Source organism: Enterobacter sp. kpr-6, from assembly GCF_900116015.1.
Taxonomy (GTDB): Bacteria; Pseudomonadota; Gammaproteobacteria; order Enterobacterales; family Enterobacteriaceae; genus Enterobacter_D.
Genome location: NZ_FOYH01000003.1, coordinates 365736 through 385227 on the forward strand (window position 1 = coordinate 365736; position 19492 = coordinate 385227).

The window sequence follows — 19492 nt, forward strand, 5'->3', positions numbered from 1 at the left end:
TATCACTCCTGTAAAGGCAAACGGCCAATCGTCAGGCGTTCATTGTCGCCATAATCCCGGCAGGTTTCTATCTCCACATAGTGCGCGTCGGCAAAGCGTGCGCGGACAGCCGCGCCCTGCTGCCAGCCGTGTTCAAGCAGAAGGTAACCGCCAGGCTGCAAATAATCGCGCGCCTCATCAATAATGAGCGCCAGATCCGCCAGCCCCTGATCGGCCGCCACCAGCGCGGTGCGCGGTTCAAAACGAACATCGCCCTGCAAGAGATGCGGGTCCTGCTCGTCGATATACGGCGGATTACTGACAATCATGGTGAATGTCTGACCGCGTAAAGCGCTAAACCAGTGGCTTTGCATAACCGTGACGTTGCGGATGTTCAGATGCTCAGCGTTACGCGCTGCGAGGGCGACCGCGTCCGGCATCATATCCACCGCCGTGACCGCGCAATCTGGTCGCTCGCTCGCCAGCGCCAGTGCAATCGCACCGGTGCCGGTGCCGAGATCGAGGATCTGGCAGGCCCCGGCGGGCAGTCGGGCCAGCGCCTGTTCGACGAGGCATTCGGTGTCCGGGCGCGGGATTAGCGTTGCAGGAGAGACAAACAGCGGCAGCGACCAGAATTCGCGCACGCCGACCAGATGGGCAATCGGCTCACCCGCCACACGGCGGGCAAGCAGTTGCGCAAGCTGTTCCTGCTGCGCGGGGGTGAGCGGCGTTTCATCAAAGGCGAGAATAAAGCTGCGCGTTTTTCCCGTGACGAAGCCCAACAGGATCTCGGCATCGCGGCGCGGGCTTTCACTGCCCGAAAGCGCCGGGATCGCCTGCCCCAGCCATTGCCGGAACTCCATTAGTCCTGCTCGGACAGCGCGGCAAGCTGATCGGCCTGGTACTCCTGCACCACCGGCTCAATCAGCATGTCCAGTTTACCTTCCATCACTTCATCCAGACGGTAGAGCGTGAGGTTGATGCGGTGGTCGGTCACACGCCCCTGCGGGAAGTTGTAGGTGCGGTTGCGGTCGCTGCGATCGCCGGTACCGAGCAGGTTGCGACGGGTGGAAGCCTCCGCCTGCTGGCGTTTGGCAATTTCAGCGGCGCGAATGCGCGAGCCGAGCACTGACAGCGCTTTGGCTTTGTTTTTATGCTGGGAACGTTCGTCCTGGCACTCCACCACAATCCCGGTCGGGAGGTGGGTAATACGGATCGCCGAGTCGGTGGTGTTAACGTGCTGACCGCCCGCACCTGATGAGCGGAAGGTGTCGATGCGCAGATCCGCCGGGTTAATATCCGGCAGTTCCGCTTCCGGCAACTCCGGCATCAGCGCCACGGTACAGGCGGAGGTGTGAATACGCCCCTGTGATTCAGTCGCCGGAACGCGCTGCACGCGATGGCCGCCGGATTCAAATTTCAGTCGTCCGTAGACGCCCTCACCGCTGACTTTGGCAATCACTTCTTTATAGCCGCCATGCTCGCCTTCGTTGGCGCTCATGATTTCGACGCGCCAGCGACGCGCTTCGGCGTAGCGGCTGTACATGCGGAAAAGATCGCCGGCAAACAGCGCGGCTTCGTCACCACCGGTCCCGGCACGCACTTCAAGATACGCGTTGCGCTCGTCATCCGGATCTTTCGGCAGCAGTAAGACCTGCAACTGCTGCTCAAGCTCTTCCACTTTCTCTTTCAGTTCGCTCAACTCGTCCTGCGCCATGTCGCGCATTTCCGGGTCGTCTAGCATCATTTGTGCCGTTTCAATATCTTCCTGAACCTGTCGCCAGTCAGTAAAGCAGCGTGAAACATCGCTTAATTGCGCATACTCGCGCGATAAGGCACGAAAGCGATCCTGGTCTGCGATAGTCGCCGCATCACCCAGCAGCGCCTGGACTTCTTCATGGCGCTCGTGCAGAGCTTCCAGTTTGGCAACGATAGAAGGCTTCATAGGCGTAAATGCACCCTGTTCTGTTATTAGAGTTGGTTGCGCTATTCCAGCCCGAGGCTGTTGCGCAGAATATTCAGGCGGTCGTCATCCCCGTCACGGGCGGCCTGCTGGAGAGATTTGGTTGGTGCGTGGATCAGGCGGTTGGTCAGCTTCCATGCCAGATCCTGCATAATGGCTTGCGCATCGCCGCCTTTTTCCAGCGCGGCGAGCGCTTTGGCGGTCAGTTCATCACGTACCTGCTCAGACTGACTGCGATAATCCCGGATGGTAGCGCTTGCGCTTTGCGCACGCAGCCAGGCCATAAATTCCTGGGTTTCCTGGACGACGATGGTTTCGGCTTCCACGGCGGCGGCTTTTCGCTGCGCGAGGTTATGCGAAATGATGCTTTGCAAATCGTCCACGCTGTACAGATAGGCGTTCGCCACTTTGCTGACTTCCGGCTCCACATCGCGCGGAACGGCGATGTCCACCAAAAGCATCGGCTGATTACGGCGGGCTTTCAGCGCCCGCTCGACCATGCCTTTGCCGATAATCGGCAGCGGGCTGGCGGTGGAACTGATGATGATATCGGCGTCTTTTAAGCGCTCGTCGATGTCGCTGAGTGAAATCACCTCTGCGCCCACTTCATCAGCCAGCACCTGCGCACGCTCGCGGGTACGGTTGGCGATGATCATCTTCTGCACTTTGTGCTCGCGCAGATGACGCGCCACCAGTTCGATGGTCTCGCCTGCGCCGACCAGCAGCACCGTGACGGTCGATAAGGATTCGAAAATCTGCCGCGCCAGGGTACAGGCGGCAAAGGCCACGGAGACGGCGCTGGCACCGATATCGGTTTCAGTACGCACGCGTTTGGCAACGGAGAAGGACTTCTGGAACATGCGCTCCAGCTCGCTGGCATTGAGATGCCCGCGACTGGAATCGGCAAAGGCTTTTTTCACCTGACCTAAGATTTGCGGTTCGCCCAGCACCAGTGAATCCAGCCCGCTGGCGACACGCATGAGATGGCTGACCGCATCGTTATCCTGATGCCAGTACAGACTCTTGCGTAACTCTTCTTCATTCAGATGATGGTAATCGCACAGCCAGCGAATCAACGCTTCTTGTAAATCGTCCTGCTCTTCTACACTGAGATAAAGCTCGGTTCGGTTACACGTAGACAGCACCACTCCGCCCTGCACCATTGGCTGTGCCAGAAGGCTTTCCAGCGCCTGGTCCAGCGTGTCTGGCGAAAACGTCACACGTTCTCGCAACGCTACCGGAGCGGTTTTGTGGTTGATGCCGAGCGCTAAAAGAGTCATGTCAGCGGGAGTAGTACCAGCGTTGATAAGGTTAGTCTGAGCGCATCATACAGGATGCGCGAGGTCAATAAAAGAGAACGCCCCCTTTTGGAGTAATTGGTAATTTAATGATTTAAGACAACTTGAACGTAGACGCTATGCGCCCGCGGCGCTAGCATTAACCATTATCATTGCAACGTAACTCAAGGATTTACCACCGCTATGACGTTACCTGATTCCCGACTGCTTCGCCTTCTGCCCCTCGCAAGCCTGGTGCTTACCGCCTGTACCGTTACCGCACCGAAAGGCCCCGGAAAAAGCCCGGATTCACCTCAGTGGCGTCAACATCAGCAGGATGTCCGCAATCTTAACCAGTATCAGACGCGCGGCGCATTTGCTTATCTTTCTGACAGTCAGAAAGTCTATGCCCGTTATTTCTGGCAGCAGACCGGTCAGGATAACTACCGCCTGCTGTTGACCAATCCGCTGGGCAGTACGGAGCTTGAGCTGAACGCGCGTCCGGGTGAAGTTCAACTGGTGGATAATAAAGGCCAGCGCTATACCGATACTGACGCCGAAGAGATGATCGGCAAGCTGACCGGGATGCCAATCCCGCTGAACAGCCTGCGTCAGTGGATCCTTGGTTTGCCGGGCGACTCCACCGATTACAAACTCGACAGCCAGTACCGCCTGAGCGAGCTTAATTACACGCAAAACGGCAAAACCTGGAAAGTGGTGTACGGCGGCTACGATGACAAAACCAAACCGTCTATGCCATCCAATATGGAACTGACCCAGGACGGGCAGCGCATCAAACTGAAAATGGATAACTGGATTGTAAAATGATGACCCAGTGGCCCTCCCCGGCGAAATTAAACCTGTTTTTATATATCACCGGTCAGCGCAGCGACGGCTACCACGATCTGCAGACGTTGTTTCAGTTTCTGGATTACGGCGACACGATCGGCATTAAGCCGCGCACTGACGGCGTGATCCGTCTTCTGACACCGGTGGCAGGCGTGCCGGATGAGGAAAACTTAATCGTGCGCGCCGCGCGATTGTTAATGCAGGCAGCTACCGAACGCGACTGTCTGCCGGCGGGAAGCGGTGCCGACCTGTGCGTTGAAAAACGGCTGCCGATGGGCGGCGGACTGGGCGGCGGGTCGTCCAATGCCGCCACGGTGCTGGTTGCGCTTAATCAGTTATGGGGCTGCGGTCTGTCGGAAGATGAACTTGCCGCGCTCGGCCTGCGTCTTGGGGCCGATGTGCCGGTCTTTGTACGCGGACATGCCGCTTTTGCGGAGGGCGTGGGCGACATGCTTACCCCGGTAGATCCGCCGCAAAAGTGGTATCTGGTCATGCATCCGGGGGTAAGCATTCCGACGCCGGTGATTTTTAACGATCCCGAGCTGCCACGCAACACGCCGAAAAGGTCAATAAATACGTTACTAAATTGTGAATTCAGCAATGATTGCGAGGTTATCGCAAGAAAACGTTTTCGTAAGGTTGATGCGGCGCTTTCCTGGCTGTTAGAATACGCGCCGTCGCGCCTGACTGGCACAGGAGCTTGTGTCTTTGCTGAATTTGACACCGAGTCCTTTGCGCGTCAGGTGCTTGAGCAAGCCCCGGACTGGCTTAATGGTTTTGTAGCGCAGGGTGTAAACCTTTCGCCGCTTAAGCAGGCCACGTTTGGGCAACCTGAGCTCCGGTGACAACGTCACCCCGTTCCAGACGTTGCATCGCGCTCTTTAATACACCGCCTGGATAGAGTTTTGCCTGACCCGCACATTTCGGCAAATCTATCCACCACTGGACGCATGCCTGAGGTTCTTCTCGTGCCTGATATGAAGCTTTTTGCTGGTAACGCCACCCCGGAACTAGCACAACGTATTGCCAACCGCCTGTACACTTCTCTCGGCGACGCCGCCGTAGGTCGCTTTAGCGACGGCGAAGTCAGCGTACAAATTAACGAAAATGTACGCGGTGGTGATATTTTCATCATCCAGTCCACTTGTGCCCCCACGAACGACAACCTGATGGAATTGGTTGTTATGGTTGATGCCCTGCGCCGTGCTTCCGCAGGCCGTATCACCGCCGTTATTCCTTACTTTGGCTATGCCCGTCAGGATCGCCGTGTGCGTTCCGCGCGTGTACCTATCACCGCAAAAGTTGTCGCTGATTTCCTCTCAAGCGTGGGCGTTGACCGCGTACTGACCGTTGACCTGCATGCTGAACAGATCCAGGGCTTCTTTGATGTGCCGGTTGATAACGTATTTGGTAGCCCGATCCTGCTCGAAGACATGCTGCAACTGAACCTGGATAACCCGATTGTGGTTTCTCCGGATATCGGCGGCGTTGTGCGTGCTCGTGCAATTGCAAAACTGCTCAATGACACCGACATGGCGATTATCGATAAACGCCGCCCGCGTGCGAACGTCTCCCAGGTCATGCACATTATTGGTGACGTTGCGGGCCGCGACTGCGTGCTGGTTGACGACATGATCGATACCGGTGGTACGCTGTGTAAAGCGGCTGAAGCGCTGAAAGAACGTGGTGCGAAACGCGTATTTGCTTATGCGACTCACCCGATCTTCTCCGGCAATGCAGCCAACAACCTGCGTCACTCTGTTATTGATGAAGTGGTGGTATGCGACACCATTCCATTAACGGATGAAATCAAATCTCTGCCGAACGTTCGTACTCTGACGTTGTCAGGTATGCTGGCCGAAGCGATTCGTCGTATCAGCAACGAAGAATCCATCTCCGCTATGTTCGAGCATTAATCGGACACAGCTTAAAAACCCGCTACGGCGGGTTTTTTTGTCTGTAAGTTTTATTTGTATGATTTATGCATCCATCATTTTACATTCATAACATTGATGGTTGCGAACGGATGAAAATGACATTGTGAAAAAATTAACGTCTTCTGATGTTTTGCCTTTTCGCGCCCTCATCGACGCTTGCTGGAAAGAAAAATATACCCTGTCACGTTTTACCCGCGATCTGATCGCCGGGATTACCGTCGGCATTATTGCTATCCCCCTTGCCATGGCGCTGGCTATTGGCAGCGGTGTTGCCCCGCAGTACGGACTTTATACGTCGGCGGTCGCCGGGATTGTCATTGCGCTTTCGGGCGGATCGCGCTTTAGCGTTTCCGGCCCCACCGCCGCCTTCGTGGTGATCCTCTACCCCGTTTCGCAGCAGTTTGGCCTGGCCGGATTGCTGGTCGCGACCCTCATGTCCGGCCTCTTTTTGGTGCTGTTTGGGCTGGCCCGCTTTGGCCGTCTGATTGAATACATTCCGCTGTCGGTCACGCTTGGCTTTACCTCGGGGATCGGCATCACCATCGGTACGATGCAAATCAAAGATTTTCTTGGCTTGCAGATGGCGCATGTGCCGGAGCATTACCTGCAAAAAGTGGGCGCGCTGGTCATGGCGCTACCAACGATTAACCCCGGCGATGCGGCAATCGGCATCGTCACACTCGGAACGCTGATCACCTGGCCGCGTCTGGGCATCCGTCTGCCCGGCCATCTCCCGGCGTTGCTGCTTGGCTGCGCGGTGATGGCTGTAGTGAACCTGCTCGGCGGACACGTCGCGACCATCGGTTCACAGTTTCACTATCTGCTGGCCAATGGCACCCAGGGTAACGGTATTCCACAGCTTTTGCCGCAGTTGATTTTGCCCTGGGATCTGCCGGATTCCAGCTTTACGCTGAGCTGGGCGTCTCTCCAGGCACTGCTGCCCGCGGCATTCTCAATGGCGATGCTCGGTGCGATTGAGTCCCTGCTTTGCGCGGTAGTTCTCGACGGCATGACCGGAACGCGCCATAAAGCCAACAGTGAGTTGATTGGTCAGGGCCTCGGCAACATGATTGCGCCGTTTTTTGGCGGCATCACCGCCACCGCCGCCATTGCCCGTTCAGCCGCCAACGTGCGCGCCGGGGCCACATCGCCGGTTTCGGCAGTGATCCACGCCATTCTGGTCATCATGGCGCTGTTGATCCTCGCCCCGCTGCTTTCCTGGCTGCCCTTGTCCGCCATGGCGGCGCTGTTGTTGATGGTGGCGTGGAATATGAGTGAAGCGCACAAGGTCGTGAACCTGCTGCGCAGCGGTCCGAAAGACGACATCATCGTCATGCTGATGTGCATGTCGCTGACCGTACTGTTTGACATGGTGATCGCCATCAGCGTCGGGATTGTGCTGGCTTCCCTGCTGTTTATGCGGCGCATCGCGCGAATGACGCGGCTTGCGCCGGTTAACGTTGAAGTGCCGTCGGATGTGCTGGTATTACGCGTGATCGGCCCGCTGTTCTTTGCTGCCGCTGATGGGCTGTTCACTGACCTGGAATCCCGCATCGCCGGTAAACGTATCGTGGTACTGAAATGCGATGCCGTGCCGGTGCTGGATGCCGGCGGGCTGGATGCGTTTCAACGCTTCGTAAAACGTCTGCCGGAAGGTTGCGAACTGCGGGTGAGCAATCTGGAATTTCAGCCACTGCGCACCATGGCACGCGCGCGTATACAGCCGATTCCGGGACGACTGGCGTTCTACCCGGACAGAAACGCGGCGCTGGCAGATATCTGAGTGCGGCGTTAAACCTGCAACGCGCAATAAAAAACGGCTCTTTCATAAGAGCCGTTTTCTTTGTTCGCTGTTAACTATGGCGGTGATTTTGATCGCGGCGGCAGCGTTTGTCGTAGTGGCGCACCCACCAGTATTTATCACACACCTGCTCATGTCCGCCGATACGCGCCCCGGCCAGCCAGAAGATAGCGCCAACGAAGATGCTTAAAATAGCACCGTGAGCGAAATATTGTGGCAGATTTAACTGCGGAAGCTGATTCAAAATGGAGTAGCCGACGCCGACCACCATGACCATCAATCCTAACCCCATCAGCACATTACCGAGTAATGAAGCGTTTCTACGTTTCATACAGCACCTCCGGAAATCTGGTTATGTGAGAAAACCCTCATCTGATTGGGTAAATTATAGGCGGCTAACCTTTTACCGGTTGCGGGCGCGATCACAATTACCAACATCCGGTAAACACAACTTTACATATAAACATTTGAAGTGCATGAGTTTCTAATAGTTCAATGAGTAAATCATTTCGCTTTTCAGGTTCGCTCGCAGAATTTTGTCAATCTCACTCACACCACGTAAACTACGCCCCAGAATGTAATCCCTTCAGGAAATTAGCTGTGACGATTAAACTCATTGTCGGTCTTGCCAACCCAGGTGCTGAATATGCCGCCACCCGCCACAATGCCGGGGCCTGGTATGTGGACTTGCTGGCAGAACGCCTGCGTGCGCCTCTGCGTGAAGAGCCTAAATTCTTTGGCTTTACCTCACGCATCAACCTTGCCGGTGCCGATGTGCGTCTGCTGGTGCCGACCACGTTTATGAACTTAAGCGGCAAAGCGGTCGCGGCGATGGCGACGTTTTATCGCATCAATCCGGACGAGATTCTGGTTGCGCACGATGAGCTGGATTTGCCGCCTGGCGTGGCCAAATTTAAACTTGGCGGCGGCCACGGCGGCCATAATGGGCTGAAAGATATCATCAGCAAGCTGGGCAATAACCCTAACTTTCATCGCTTACGGGTAGGAATTGGTCATCCGGGCGACAAAAACAAAGTTGTCGGTTTTGTGCTGGGTAAACCGCCCGTCTCAGAACAGAAGCTGATAGACGATGCGGTAGACGAAGCGGCGCGCTGTACAGAGATCTGGTTGCAGGACGGTCTGACCAAAGCCACTAACCGTTTACACGCCTTTAAAGCACAGTAACCGCCATGCGCAGGCTTTTTTGCCGCGCGCAGCAACGGTTACGTGTATAATAGGCTAAGTTATTTACTTTTCTACAATCTGTTATACCTAACGGATTGAATATCAAGACATTAAGGTGATTTAAACCATGGGATTCAAATGCGGTATCGTCGGCTTGCCGAACGTCGGTAAATCCACCCTGTTCAATGCGCTTACCAAAGCGGGCATCGAAGCGGCTAACTTCCCATTCTGTACTATCGAGCCGAATACCGGCGTGGTGCCAATGCCTGACCCGCGTTTGGATCAACTGGCTGAAATCGTTAAGCCGCAGCGTATTCTGCCGACCACCATGGAATTCGTGGACATTGCCGGTCTGGTAAAAGGTGCGTCCAAAGGTGAAGGCCTGGGTAACCAGTTCCTGACCAACATCCGTGAAACTGAAGCCATTGGCCACGTGGTTCGCTGCTTTGAAAACGACAATATTATTCACGTGAACAACAAGGTTGATCCGGCAGACGATATTGACGTGATCAATACTGAACTCGCCCTGTCTGACCTTGATACCTGCGAACGTGCGCTGCATCGCGTGCAGAAGAAAGCCAAAGGCGGCGATAAAGACGCTAAAGCTGAGCAGGTAGCTCTGGAAAAATGCCTGCCGCATCTGGCTGAAGCCGGGATGCTGCGCTCGCTGAATCTGACCGACGAAGACAAAGCCGCCATCCGTTACCTGAGCTTCCTGACGCTGAAGCCGACCATGTACATCGCTAACGTCAATGAAGATGGTTTCGAAAACAACCCGTACCTGGATAAAGTGCGTGAAATCGCAGCGAAAGAAGGTTCTGTAGTGGTTGCGGTTTGCGCCGCCGTTGAAGCTGATATTGCAGAACTCGATGACGCTGACCGCGAAGAATTCATGGCGGAAATGGGTCTGGAAGAACCAGGTCTTAACCGCGTGATCCGCGCCGGTTACGAACTGCTGAATCTGCAAACTTACTTCACCGCTGGCGTAAAAGAAGTTCGCGCATGGACGATCCCGGTGGGTGCCACCGCGCCGCAGGCAGCCGGTAAGATCCACACCGATTTCGAAAAAGGCTTTATCCGCGCTCAGACCATCGCCTTCGAAGATTTCATCACCTACAAAGGTGAACAGGGCGCGAAAGAAGCCGGAAAAATGCGTGCTGAAGGTAAAGAGTACATCGTTAAAGATGGCGACGTGATGAACTTCCTGTTCAACGTCTGATGCTTTTCAGCCGTCTCCATAAACAAAAATCCACGCAATAGCGTGGATTTTTATTTTGTACGATCGGGTGTTAAAACCAGCCTGGCCCCTGGGCCAGCTCTTTGCGTTCAGGCAGTCTTACCTCCGGGGGACGCGTCGAAAGATGACCGGCCCACAGGCCTGCAATCCACTTCACCCCTTTCTGTGTAAAACGCGCCTGCGCGTAAGTCCGTTTGTTTTCACCCATACCGCCGTGGACGGTAAAATAACCCGCCTGAATATGATGCTGCGCCGGCATCATCACGCCATTGGTACGCAGCATGATATTGCGCTCCAGCAGGAACTGGCGGAACTCCGGTTCTTTCGCCTTGAGCATTTTGCAAAGCTGACGGAATCCCAGCGATTCATCGACCTGGATGTACTCGTCAAAAAAAGCCGCCTTTGGCGCGAACAGTTCAAGCTGCTCCTCCGCGCGCTGGCAGCGCTCATACTGCTCAGCCCACGCGCGTGCTGCCGCAGCCGGATTCGTAAAATCAGGCAGGCTGATATCTTTCTCGCGTTCCTGCCAGCGATCCAGCATTTCAGCGGTATAGGCTGGCGAGATGCGTGCAACCGTCAACAGCGAGTCCCTTTTATTCAGCAAAAACTCTTCCCGCATCTCACCTTCACGTTCATAGAGATGACCCGTTACCGGTGAGGAGAGGCGCTGGGCGGTTTCCAGGCTTTTCACCATACGCTTAACTTCATTGTGAGCAACGCCCATCAATTTTGCGATTTCGCGGCTGCTCATCGTCACAGCGTGGTCCTGCGCCTGAAGAGTATTTAAAGAGATCATCATAGGGTTCACCCCTCACATCGTTGATACAATAATCACCAAACTGAGGAAATAATAAACAATAACTGGTTTTATATCCAGTGTTATTTTATCCAGCCCTGATATTACCGGGGCGTTATCTACAATGACAATGCTCACCTTTCTGCCAGGCTTAAAATAGTGGTATTAATCAATCACGTAATGCAAAAAGGGAGAAGACATGACTTTTCGCGGTATCGAACATATTGGCATCGGTGTTTCTGATTTGTCTCAGGCGGAAAAATTTTTTATTGGTGCGCTGGGCGCTTCTGTCCTCTATCGACTGGTTCCCCCCGATGACCCTCAACAGGCAATGCCGGGTGAAAATATGCATCCGCTAAATGGCTTTCCTGCCGAACTGAAGCTAACCGGTTTATCCATGCTGCGCCTCGCCAACGGCTGCAATGTGGAATTGTTTCAGACGCAGCCTGCGGCGCAGGATCGCCCCGCAAATCCTGGCCAGCCCGGCATTAACCATTTTTCATTTTACGTTGACGATATTCTCGAAGCGGGTGAAACATTACGCGCCCACGGTGCGCAAATGTTTGAAGGGCCGAACGACTGTTTTGCGCAAGAAGAAGGTAAAGGCAATCAGACCTGGTTTGCCATGACGCCGTTTGGCGTGTTAATCGAACTGATCACGCTGCCGACCGATATTCGCTATGACGAGGGTGCAACACGTCGTCGTTGGATCCCGGCGCAGTAACATGCATGGTGAAACCATGTACCCCATGGTTTCACCGCATCGTAATTAATTAAAATCCCGGCCATGTAAATAAAATTAATAACTGTAGCCAACCTGCTGATTAGCTAAATAATAAATTTAAATGTGACAGAAGCGTAACAAATATAGAGATTTTTATACGGCGCTAACGTCATCATTAGCAACGCTATTTTATTAAATTATAAAAAATGAAACGCAGCGGTAAAAGAGCGGTTATTTGACTATCAGGCAATAATAACTAAAGTTAAATCTCGCTTAGGCGAATATACGGCACAAAATCTCTTAATTAAATGTACGCAATAAAACTGGAGTAAATTATGGCTGAACAACGTGGTGGTTCCGGTAATTTCGCACAGGACAGAGAAAAAGCGTCAGAAGCCGGACGTAAAGGTGGCCAGAGCAGCGGCGGTGGCGGCAACTTTAAAAACGATCCAGACAAAGCGTCAGAAGCGGGTCGTAAAGGTGGCCAAAGCAGCGGCGGCGGCAAAAAATCAAGCTGATAGCTGGCGTTTGATTTTTTCTTGCGTAACGCCAAAGCGTTCAAATTGAGCTGATAAAGCGAGCTGGAGACAGCTCGCTTAGCGTATCTATTACAGGTAAAATTATGCAACTCACAACGTTGAAAGATGTATTCATCCATATTTTATCCGATGTTTACAGCGCCGAAAAACAACTCACCAAAGCCTTATCTACTTTAGCCAGCGAAGCGGAAAATCCTGAACTTGTTACCGGATTCCAGGAACACTTACAACAAACTCAGGGCCATATTGATCGTATTGATCAGCTTGTGGCAAATGAATCAGATATCGAATTAATTTCGATGACCTGTGCGGCGATGGAAGGCCTTATTAAAGAAGCCGATGAAATTATTGAGTGTACGGAAAAAGGCAGCGTACGCGATGCTGCATTAATCGCAGCGGCACAAAAAGTTGAACATTATGAAATTGCAACCTACGGCACATTATGTACGTTAGCCGATCAACTGGGTTATGACGATGCCAGCGATCTGCTTGCCGAAACATTAGAAGAAGAAAAAGAGACTGACCAGAAATTAACGGATATTGCGGTGTCGCAGATTAATCTTGATGCGGAAGACGAAGACGAGTAATCCCCTCACCCCGGCCCTCTCCCACAGGGAGAGGGTGAAAAACCCGCCCGCACTTAACACCCGCACGATCTACCCCCTCTCCCTCAGGGATAGGGCGTAAAACCAGTTGCACAATCTGCTTCCTCTCCCTCAGGGAGAGGGCTGGGGTGAGGGTGACAATGACGCAACGCTACTCCGTCGCCATACCGTTAGTATTGAGCAACGCCTGAAGCCGTAGCTCTGCCTGCTCCCGCCGCTCCTCAAGCATTGACAGCACCGCCTTGTCCTCCTGCTGATGCTGAAAGCCAAACAGATCGGCCCGATCAAGCAGATACACGGTAAGCATCGTGCCAAGCCCGGTTATGCACCCGGTCAGTACAGCCACCAGCGTGGTGACGAGGCCACCAGGCAGTGCAATCAGCATCGCGCCAAGCGTTTTGCTGAGATATTCCTCCAGCACCACACCGCCAATGACAAAAGCTCCGCTGACTGCGATTTTCAGCGCCGCATCCAGCGCTTCGGCGCGGCTCATCTCTGCCGGACGCATCAGTACCGTTTTTGCCGCGCTGAACAGGGAAAAAACGCCTTCGCGGATCATTCGCACCAGATTACGGGCGGTGGTGAAAAAGGTGTTCACAAGCGTGGTCAGCAAATTACTGATCAGTCCGCTTATCGCCCCATCTTTAAACGCCTGTAACACGTTACGCCAGTTATCGATACAGCGCTGCGCCACGCGACCCGCACGAACTTTCAGTGCTGCCCAGAACGACTCTTCATCAACCCCCTGAGTAAAGCCGTTTTTCCAGCTATCGTGGATCTCAAGCAACAGGCCATCGACAAAATCCGTCAATACCAGGCCAATTGCCTGCTGTGCGCCCATTTTTCCAGCTTCTATCGCACTGCTTTTCAGCACGTAGTTGCGAAATTTCGCACTGCCATAGTAGGCCTGGCGCAGACTGCTTTCATATTGCGCACGCGCGGCTTCGTCCAGTTCGCGCATTTTTTCCTGATCGACAGCATTCTGTTGTTTGCATTTCTCCAGCGCGTTTTGTTCTTTTTGAGTCAGCGGCTCGGTTTTTGCTTTTTCTTCCAGGCGGGCGATGGTCTGATCGCGCTTTTCCCGATTTTTATTCAACCAGTCAATGTATTCTTCCGCGCTTTTCTGCTGCTTAGATTCATTGATGGAATGGTGTGTATGATGCAGATTGGAGTCGTGGTTCGCCAGATCTTCGCCTTTCACCTCTGCCAGCGTCACCGCGGGGTCGTTATGAATGGACTTCGCTGAAATCAGATGATCCTGCTCAGCATCCGTATTGACCTTAAGCGCTTCACCCGTATAAGCATCAACGCCCTCGCCCGCTTTTTTCTTTCTGCTGTGCTCGGCGTTTTTGGCTTTGTATTTATCATGCTTATGATAAGGATCGCTGTTGTACTCTCCCCGCTCGTCGTAACGTGTTTTCTCTGTTTCCGTGGCGTAAACGCCTTGACGCACATTGTGCAGGGTATCCACATTGCCACCCACTTTATCCCAGGCAGCCACTACTTTTCCCAGTCCAAAGGGACCGATAATGCTGTGCAATAAACGCTGACGGCACTCTGTCAGCATCAGCGTGGTCTGTTCGTTACGCCAATGCTGCTGAAGTTGCTGTACTGTCTCACGCGCGCGCCAGAGGTCGCTTTCCATTGGCATTTGCGCTGACACAGGGGGAGTTGATTCAGCATCAAGCAATCGACGCTGCTGAGAAAGGCGTAATAAAAGTGTTTTTCTGTCCATCCGTTCCTCCGTCAGGCCTGCGCTGCTGTTTGTGCAAAGGCTTCCTGCAATACCATCAGCATCGCGTCAATTTGAGCCGCCGGGATCCCTGCGGCCACTGCCTTCTGGATAGCCTCTGCAAGCGATGGGGGTGCCTTGATGAGATCGGTGATGACATTGTTCAGGTGCGAAGAAAGCTGCCCACCCATCATGCCAAGACAACAGGTTTCGATATCGCAGCGTACCTGTTCCGCGGAAACGCCCGAAGACTGCGCGCAGGCAAAGGCTATGCCGAGCATGATTTCACAACGTTTTTCGAAGGCATTTAATTCGTTCATTTTGTGCATGACCTGGGCACTGTAATCTTCCGTAGCCTGGGTGTAGCCCGCACTATGCCCCTGCGCAAATGCTACTTCTCGCTCTTTTTTGACGCGGGCAGAGGTGGAAAGTCCCACGGATTTAAACAGCACTGAAGCCCAGCTATCTGCGTCTTTACTATCCTGCCAGCGATGGTAATCGTCCCAGTTTTTATCTACTTCCGCTGAGGCATTAATACGCTGGCGCAGCAGGGCAACTTGCGCCACGGCGGGCACCGTAATCCGGTACGCCGGGCCGGAGAGGTCAAATGCCGTCCACAGGCCCGTGACGACCCATCCCACCGGACCGATAAACGAGGCTGCACCACGCGACGCCACAAATGACGCGGCGGTCATAGCGATGGTTTTCCCCAGAATCTGACTGGCAAACACGTTCGCAATCAGCGATGCCAGCATCAGGCTGGAGAAGCGGCTGGACGTTAACTGGGTCATCAGACTCTCTTCCGGGAAGAGCATTGCCGTACCCGCGGTCAAATCCATCTGCGTGAGAAGATCTTTACGCTGCCCTTCATCCATTTCCTTCCAGGCTTTACGGGTAATGGCAGCAAGTACTGCCAGTTCAATCCGCTCTACTGGCCAGCTTTCCTCGTACTTCGCATCGAGCTTGTCAGCGACATCAATCACCACGACTTTCCAGGCCGGTCCGCCGCCACGGAAAAGATTCACAAAGGTGTTGCCGCCAAACGCACGCAACTCCTGATCGATAAGGTCAACGTATTGATTGTGCTGAGGGTAGTGGGTTTTATAACGCGACTCGCTGTCGAGGCTGTTATTCATCGCTTTAGTAATGTATTCCACCAGCGGGGCCAGTTCGGCATTGGTGGCATTTTTCAGGACCGGTAACAACGCTGTATCGTATTCACTCATCTGATATTTCCCTGTCTTCTCTTTGCCTTATGAGACTATTCAGCCATTCAATATCGGCATAACCACGATGTTCTTGATGGTTTAATTACCCTCAGCACGAAATATGCCTGAGGGTAATGACAGGTAATGTCACGAATCGTTTTTAATTCTCCAGCCGCTGGCGGTGGCGTAACCCGGGGAACCAGCGCATCCACAGCGCCACCACAATCAGCGTGCCGATGCCGCCAATCGCGGCGGCGGGCACCGCGCCCAGCCAGGCGGCGAGCATCCCGGATTCAAATTCACCGAGCTGATTGGACGTATTGATAAAAATCGAATTCACCGCATTCACGCGGCCACGCATCTCATCCGGCGTATCAAGTTGCACCAGCGAGCCACGGATCACCATGCTCACCATATCGCAGCCGCCGAGGGCGAACAGCGCCAGCAGCGACAGCCACATCCATTGTGAAAAGGCAAAACAGAGCGTTGCCACGCCAAAACCCGCCACGCTCATAAACATGATCATCCCGACGTTGCGGGTTAATGCGCGACGGCTTAACCAGAAGCCCACCAGCAGCGCACCAACCGCCGGAGCGCTGCGCAATAGCCCCAGCCCCATCGGGCCAGTGTGCAACACGTCGTGGGCAAAGATCGGCAGCAGCGCGGTGGCCCCGCCGAGCAGCACCGCGAACAGATCGAGGGAAATCACGCCCAGCACGTCGGGCCGTTTGCGGATAAAGTCTACACCCGCAAACAGCGTCGCCAGGGTCGCTGGCGTGCGCGGCGGCGGAGCCTGTTCGTATTTGAGCGTCAACACCATCATCAATGACGCCAGATACAGCCCGGCGGTAACAGCGTAAACCACATCGGCCCCCGCCGCATACAGAAAGCCCCCGAGCGCCGGACCGACGATCTGCGCCGCCTGCCCTGACACCGCATTCGCCGCCGTCGCGCGGGCGAGAATGGACTTCGGCACCAGCGCGGGCAGCATGGAGATCATCGACGGCGACTCGATCGTTTTGGCGCAGGAGATAACAAAAATCAGCCCGAGGATCACCCACACATGGGCGTCACCCTGCCAGGTCAGCCACGCCAGCAGCACAATCGCCACCCACTCAACAACCTGCCCTGCCATTACCACCCGGCGGCGGTCAAACTGGTCGGCGATATGCCCCGCCCACAGCGCGAGCGTCAGCGACGGTACAAACTGCACCAGCCCAATCATGCCGAGCCAGAAGGCGCTTTGCGTCTGGGAATAGATCTGCCAGCCGACAATAATCGACAACATCTGGAAACCAAAGCCCGAACTGGTACGCGCCAGCCAGAAAGCCACAAACGAACGATGCTGCAATAAGCGCCCATCGTTGGGGGTTAATAACGGTGCCATAGCCTGTCTCAAAAGGTAATTGCAGGACGCGGTGGATTATTATGGGTCAGGCCGCACGCTGCATAAAAGAAAGCGTCCACTATAGCCCGATTAGGCATCGCAAAAAATGCTGTTCTGGCGCGCCCTGCCGGGTTGACTTAAAAAGTAATCAGTGTACTTTTTAAGACATGAAAACATTCCTGATTATTGTCCCCGATGGCGGCATGCTGTTCGAAGCCGCTGGTATTGCCGATATCCTGATGCAGGCCAATCGCCTGCACATCGATGAGGCTGCGTCCCCGCGCTATCAAATTACGCTCGCCACCACGCAACTGCATCAGGTGATCCACGGTCAGTCGGGGTTAAACCTGCTGGCAGATTACCGCCTGCCGCAGCTCGATCCCCGCGAGCCGCGCGATACCATCATGATCACCGGGCGCGGTCTGAGCGAAGAAGAAGGCGACGCCGTGGTGGACTGGCTGCGGCTGGCCGCCCCGCACGCCCGCCGGGTGGTATCGATTTGCGGTGGCGCGCTGCTACTGGCAAAGGCCGGTCTGCTTGACGATCGCCGGGCGACCACCCACTGGCGGCTGCTGGAAGAGATGCAGACCCGCTACCCGCGCGTGCAGGTGGAAAGCGGCCCGCTGTATGTTCAGGATGGTCCGGTCTGGACCTCCGGCGGCGTCAGTTCCGGCTTCGATCTGACGCTGGCGCTGGTGGAGGAAGATTACGGTTTTACCCTCGCGCGCGATGTGGCGCAGGACATGGTGATGTATCTGCGCCGCCCTGGTGGACAGATGCAGTTCAGCCGCTTCCAGCTTCAGAATGCCGACACCAGCGGTCCGATGGCCGGACTGCAACGCTGGATCCTCGATAATCTGGCCGGCGATCTGTCGGTGGAAAAACTGGCGGAACAGGTGGCAATGAGCCCACGCAATTTCACCCGCGTCTTTACCCGCGAAACCGGAGCCTCGCCCGCGCGTTACGTTGCGGAGGCCCGGCTTGCCGCCGCCCGTCACCGTCTGGAGCAGACCCGCGACACGCTGTCACGCGTGGCCGTGGATACCGGCTTTGGTTCCAGCATCAATCTGCGCCGCCTGTTTGAGAAACAACTGAAACTGACACCCGGCGAATATCGCGAGCGCTTTCATAGTCGCAAATTGGCGTAAAGTGATCCCTTTTTGTCGTTTACGCCACCTGCCCGTCGGCCTACTCTGAGTGCAGACACCGCACAAGAGGAGTAAATCATGGTTAAGGTCGGTATTAACGGTTTTGGCAGGATTGGGCGCAACGTTCTTCGGGCAGCCCTGGGAAACGACGATGTTCAGATTGTGGCGATTAACGATCTGACGGACAGCAAAACGCTGGCCCATCTGCTGAAACACGACTCCCTGCTCGGCACGCTGCGCGTTCCCGTTGAAGCGGGCGAAGGCGAACTGCATGTGGACGGTAAGCCAATCCGCGTCTTCTCCGAACGCGACCCGGCAAATATTCCGTGGCGTAGCCTTGATGTGGACATCGTGATTGAAGCGACCGGCTTCTTCACCGATCGTGAAAAAGCCGAAGTGCACATCACCCACGGCGGCGCGAAACGGGTGATTATTTCCGCGCCGGGTAAAAACGACGATCTGACGATTGTGATCGGCGTAAATGACCAGAATTACAATCCACAAAAACACTTCGTAGTCAGCAACGGCAGTTGCACCACCAACGGTCTGGCCCCGGCGGCGCAGGTGCTGCACCAGGCTTTTGGCATTGAACACGGCCTGATGAACACCACGCACGCCTACACCAACAGCCAGGCGCTGCACGACCAGCCGGAGAAAGATCTGCGCGGCGCACGCGCGGCGGCGCTGTCGATTGTGCCTTACTCCAGCGGTGCGGCGAAAGCGCTCGGCAAAGTGATCCCCGAACTGGACGGTCGCCTGACCGGGTACTCCCTGCGCGTACCGGTGCCGGTGGTTTCGATTGTGGATTTGACGGTAACGCTTAAACGTGACGTGACGGCAGAAGAAGTGAATGCCGCTTTCCGCGAGGCCGCTGCCAGCGGGCCGCTTAAGGGCATTCTCGGTTACAGCGACGAACCGCTGGTTTCCAGCGATTACCAGGGCGATCCGCGATCCTCCATCATCGACGGGCTTTCAACGCTGGTGATCGGTGGCAATCTGGTGAAAATCCTCGCCTGGTATGACAACGAATGGGGCTTCTCCAACCGCCTCGTTGACCTGACGCGACTGATGGCACAGCGCGGTTTGTAAGTATGTTGATAGAGCCCGGCGGCAAACCTGCGCCGC

Annotated in this window: 19 protein-coding genes; 11 read left to right on the forward strand and 8 right to left on the reverse strand. The window is 54.9% G+C overall.

Going from position 1 to position 19492, the window contains the following annotated elements; all coding sequences use genetic code 11:
* Window positions 1–2 precede the first annotated feature (2 nt).
* From prmC to hemA, 3 genes are read right to left on the reverse strand one after another with little or no spacing between them, the layout of a single operon-like run.
* Window positions 3–842: a peptide chain release factor N(5)-glutamine methyltransferase gene (gene prmC / locus BM373_RS10700; protein ID WP_090461420.1), complete on the reverse strand. Its 840-nt coding sequence runs from the start codon at window positions 840–842 to the stop codon at window positions 3–5.
* The gene (prfA, locus tag BM373_RS10705) at window positions 842–1924 is read right to left on the reverse strand and encodes a peptide chain release factor 1 (protein ID WP_090461421.1); all 1083 of its coding nucleotides are present in this window, start codon (window positions 1922–1924) and stop codon (window positions 842–844) included. The genes prmC and prfA overlap by 1 nt, the downstream gene beginning before the upstream one ends.
* Before the next feature lie 41 nt (window positions 1925–1965).
* Window positions 1966–3222 (reverse strand): glutamyl-tRNA reductase, encoded by a 1257-nt coding sequence (gene hemA / locus BM373_RS10710; RefSeq protein ID WP_090461422.1) that lies wholly within the window; start codon window positions 3220–3222, stop codon window positions 1966–1968.
* 201 nt (window positions 3223–3423) lie between these two features.
* Here hemA and lolB point away from each other — a divergent pair, with 201 nt between their 5' ends.
* The 4 genes from lolB (at window position 3424) to dauA (ending at window position 7788) form a co-directional block, all read left to right on the forward strand.
* Window positions 3424–4047, forward strand: coding sequence for a lipoprotein insertase outer membrane protein LolB (gene lolB / locus BM373_RS10715; protein WP_090461423.1), 624 nt, complete (start codon window positions 3424–3426; stop codon window positions 4045–4047).
* Window positions 4047–4913, forward strand: coding sequence for a 4-(cytidine 5'-diphospho)-2-C-methyl-D-erythritol kinase (gene ispE / locus BM373_RS10720; RefSeq protein ID WP_177220147.1), 867 nt, complete (start codon window positions 4047–4049; stop codon window positions 4911–4913). Before lolB ends, ispE begins: the two co-directional genes overlap by 1 nt.
* 123 nt (window positions 4914–5036) lie before the next feature.
* Window positions 5037–5984 (forward strand): ribose-phosphate diphosphokinase, encoded by a 948-nt coding sequence (gene prs, locus BM373_RS10730; protein ID WP_088218684.1) that lies wholly within the window; start codon window positions 5037–5039, stop codon window positions 5982–5984.
* 124 nt (window positions 5985–6108) lie between these two features.
* Window positions 6109–7788 (forward strand): C4-dicarboxylic acid transporter DauA, encoded by a 1680-nt coding sequence (dauA, locus tag BM373_RS10735; RefSeq protein WP_090461425.1) that lies wholly within the window; start codon window positions 6109–6111, stop codon window positions 7786–7788.
* A 70-nt stretch (window positions 7789–7858) separates the two neighbouring features.
* Here dauA and ychH read toward each other — a convergent pair whose 3' ends face one another.
* On the reverse strand, window positions 7859–8137 hold the full coding sequence (ychH, locus tag BM373_RS10740) for a stress-induced protein YchH (protein WP_090461426.1): 279 nt from the start codon (window positions 8135–8137) through the stop codon (window positions 7859–7861).
* A 269-nt stretch (window positions 8138–8406) separates the two neighbouring features.
* On the opposite strand from ychH, the gene pth reads away from it, so the two are divergent.
* Both pth and ychF read left to right on the forward strand, forming a co-directional pair.
* Window positions 8407–8991, forward strand: coding sequence for an aminoacyl-tRNA hydrolase (gene pth, locus BM373_RS10745; RefSeq protein WP_090461427.1), 585 nt, complete (start codon window positions 8407–8409; stop codon window positions 8989–8991).
* Between the two features lie 127 nt (window positions 8992–9118).
* On the forward strand, window positions 9119–10210 hold the full coding sequence (gene ychF, locus BM373_RS10750; RefSeq protein ID WP_090461428.1) for a redox-regulated ATPase YchF: 1092 nt from the start codon (window positions 9119–9121) through the stop codon (window positions 10208–10210).
* Between the two features lie 70 nt (window positions 10211–10280).
* Here the strand turns inward: ychF and BM373_RS10755 are convergent, their stop codons facing one another.
* Complete coding sequence (locus BM373_RS10755) at window positions 10281–11027, reverse strand: phage antirepressor KilAC domain-containing protein (protein ID WP_090461429.1); 747 nt, start codon at window positions 11025–11027, stop codon at window positions 10281–10283.
* Between the two features lie 196 nt (window positions 11028–11223).
* Between BM373_RS10755 and BM373_RS10760 the strand changes: the two genes are divergently transcribed.
* From BM373_RS10760 to BM373_RS10770, 3 genes are all read left to right on the forward strand, one after another.
* Window positions 11224–11748 (forward strand): VOC family protein, encoded by a 525-nt coding sequence (locus tag BM373_RS10760; RefSeq protein ID WP_090461430.1) that lies wholly within the window; start codon window positions 11224–11226, stop codon window positions 11746–11748.
* 335 nt (window positions 11749–12083) lie between these two features.
* Window positions 12084–12266 (forward strand): con-10 family general stress protein, encoded by a 183-nt coding sequence (locus BM373_RS10765; RefSeq protein WP_090461431.1) that lies wholly within the window; start codon window positions 12084–12086, stop codon window positions 12264–12266.
* A 104-nt stretch (window positions 12267–12370) separates the two neighbouring features.
* Window positions 12371–12874: a YciE/YciF ferroxidase family protein gene (locus tag BM373_RS10770; RefSeq protein WP_090461432.1), complete on the forward strand. Its 504-nt coding sequence runs from the start codon at window positions 12371–12373 to the stop codon at window positions 12872–12874.
* Between the two features lie 169 nt (window positions 12875–13043).
* Here BM373_RS10770 and BM373_RS10775 read toward each other — a convergent pair whose 3' ends face one another.
* The 3 genes from BM373_RS10775 to BM373_RS10785 all read right to left on the reverse strand — a co-directional run bounded on the left by BM373_RS10775 (window position 13044) and on the right by BM373_RS10785 (window position 17219).
* Window positions 13044–14627 carry an MATE family efflux transporter gene (locus BM373_RS10775; protein ID WP_090461433.1) on the reverse strand — a complete coding sequence of 528 codons (1584 nt, stop codon included), beginning with the start codon at window positions 14625–14627 and terminating at the stop codon, window positions 13044–13046.
* A gap of 11 nt (window positions 14628–14638) precedes the next feature.
* On the reverse strand, window positions 14639–15850 hold the full coding sequence (locus BM373_RS10780) for a YaaW family protein (protein ID WP_090461434.1): 1212 nt from the start codon (window positions 15848–15850) through the stop codon (window positions 14639–14641).
* Window positions 15851–15992: 142 nt separating this feature from the next.
* Window positions 15993–17219, reverse strand: a complete 1227-nt coding sequence (locus BM373_RS10785; RefSeq protein WP_090461435.1) for an MFS transporter — start codon at window positions 17217–17219, stop codon at window positions 15993–15995.
* Between the two features lie 167 nt (window positions 17220–17386).
* Here BM373_RS10785 and BM373_RS10790 point away from each other — a divergent pair, with 167 nt between their 5' ends.
* Complete coding sequence (locus BM373_RS10790) at window positions 17387–18367, forward strand: GlxA family transcriptional regulator (RefSeq protein WP_090461436.1); 981 nt, start codon at window positions 17387–17389, stop codon at window positions 18365–18367.
* A 78-nt stretch (window positions 18368–18445) separates the two neighbouring features.
* On the forward strand, window positions 18446–19456 hold the full coding sequence (gene gap, locus BM373_RS10795; RefSeq protein WP_090461437.1) for a type I glyceraldehyde-3-phosphate dehydrogenase: 1011 nt from the start codon (window positions 18446–18448) through the stop codon (window positions 19454–19456).
* Window positions 19457–19492 lie beyond the last annotated feature (36 nt).